General features: G+C 68.5%; 1 pseudogene. It reads left to right on the top strand.

Annotated features, from left to right (window positions below):
• Positions 1 to 1,468: pseudogene (locus ACFRQN_RS40805) on the top strand (hypothetical protein); the annotation flags it as partial.

Genomic DNA, 1,468 nt, shown 5'->3' with positions numbered 1-1,468 from the left:
CCCCGTCAACATCACCGGCATCACCCTCACCGACGCCGTCACACCCTCGTGCGTCACAGCCGCCGGCACCTTCGACCTCGCCGCAGGCGCCTCCAAGCAGGTCTTCTGCAACCTGACAGGCGTCACGCAATCCACCACCAACACGGTGACGGCCTCGTTCCCGGGACCCGGCGGCACACCCATCACCACACCGCCCTCCGAAGCGAGCGTCGACGTCCCCTCGCTGGCCATCAACAAGGAGGTCTGCACCTCGACCAACGCCGCCGACTGCGGCACCGGAGGCGCGGGACCGTGGGCGAAGACCACCACCGTCGCCCCGAACGGCACCGCCTACTGGCGCATCACGGTGACCAACAACGGCCCTGTCAACATCACCGGCATCACCCTCGCCGACTCCGTGACGCCGTCGTGCGTCACAGCCGCCGGATCGTTCGACCTCGCGGCAGGCGCCTCCCATCAGGTGTTCTGCAACCTGCCGGGTGTCACGCAGTCAACGACGAACACGGTGACGGCGTCCTTCCCCGGCCCCGGCGGAACACCCATCACCACACCGCCCTCCGAGGCGAGCGTCGACGTTCCGTCCTTGGCCATCAACAAGGAGGTCTGCACCTCCGCCAGCGCCGCCGACTGCGGTGAGGGCGGCGCGGGCCCGTGGGCGAAGACCACCACCGTCGCGCCGAACGGCACCGCCTACTGGCGCATCACCGTCACCAACAACGGCACGGTCAACCTGACCGGCATCACCCTCACCGACTCCGTGACGCCAGCCTGCGTGACGGCCGCCGGGTCGTTCGACTTGGCGGCAGGCGCGTCGAAGCAGGTCTTCTGCAACCTGCCAGACGTCACCAAGCTGACGACCAACACCGTCACCGCCTCCTTCCCCGGCCCCGGCGGCACACCCATCACCACACCGCCCTCCGAAGCCAGTGCCGACGTCCCGTCGCTGACGATCAACAAGGAGGTCTGCACCAGCACCAACCCGGCCGACTGCGGTGACGGCGGCCCCGGCCCCTGGGCGAAAACCACCACCGTCGCCCCGAACGGCACCGCGTACTGGCGGATCACCGTCACCAACAACGGCACGGTCAACATCACCGGCATCACCCTCGTCGACTCCGTCACACCCTCGTGCGTCACGGCCGCCGGCACCTTCGACCTCGCCGCAGGCGCGTCCCATCAGGTGTTCTGCAACCTGACAGACATCACCAAGCTAACGACCAACACCGTCACCGCCTCCTTCCCCGGCCCCGGCGGAACACCCATCACCACACCACCCTCCGAAGCCAGTGCCGACGTCCCGTCGCTGACGATCAACAAGGAGGTCTGCACCAGCACCAACCCGGCCGACTGCGGTGACGGCGGCGCCGGCCCCTGGGCGAAAACCACCACCGTCGCCCCGAACGGCACCGCGTACTGGCGGATCACCGTCACCAACAACGGCACGGTCAACATCACCGGCATCACCCTC

Origin of the sequence: Kitasatospora sp. NPDC056800, from assembly GCF_042789775.1 — a bacterium.
Taxonomy (GTDB): domain Bacteria; phylum Actinomycetota; class Actinomycetes; order Streptomycetales; family Streptomycetaceae; genus Kitasatospora.
This window is presented reverse-complemented; position numbering and strand designations above follow the sequence as displayed.